Source organism: Streptomyces chisholmiae (genome assembly GCF_031845445.1).
Classification (GTDB): domain Bacteria; phylum Actinomycetota; class Actinomycetes; order Streptomycetales; family Streptomycetaceae; genus Streptomyces; species Streptomyces chisholmiae.
The window spans coordinates 1-446 of record NZ_JAVREO010000203.1 but is presented as its reverse complement, the minus strand read 5'-3'; the positions used below and the strand labels follow the sequence as shown (position 1 = coordinate 446).

Sequence of the window (446 nt, the reverse complement as noted above, 5' to 3'; positions counted from 1 at the left end):
GCAGTGATCTTCACCTTCAAGTCCGCCAGTTGCAGCTTCGGGTCGCGCACCGAATGCTGGAGGAAGGTCAGCAGATCCCGGCGTAGCTCGCCGCGTTCGACGATCTTGAACGGGCTCATGCGCAAGCCGTCATCGAACGGCGTCTCCGACCCGGATGGCATACCGCCGGGTTCGCACGCGCCGTTCTCACCTTCGTGGATGGTGGCGGCTACCCACGCGACGATGTTGCCATCGCGCATGATCGGCATGTTCATCGACTGATCCGTGTTGTGCACGTTGCCGTACCTGGCGTCGTTGTGGATGAAGCCGTCGACCTCGTGGACGCCGACGGTCGGTTCGTCCTTCCAGTACTTCATGATGTACCGAATCGGGTGATGCAGGATCGCGCTGAAGGCGATTACGCCGTGGCACGACAGGTACGACACGTCGCCGGCGGCGATCTACAC

Annotated in this window: 1 protein-coding gene; it reads right to left on the bottom strand. The window is 61.9% G+C overall.

Annotated elements, in window-relative coordinates:
• Window positions 1-425: hydantoinase B/oxoprolinase family protein (locus tag RM844_RS32820; protein WP_311671083.1), on the bottom strand; the 425-nt coding region annotated here is incomplete at its 3' end.
• Window positions 426-446: the final 21 nt, after the last annotated feature.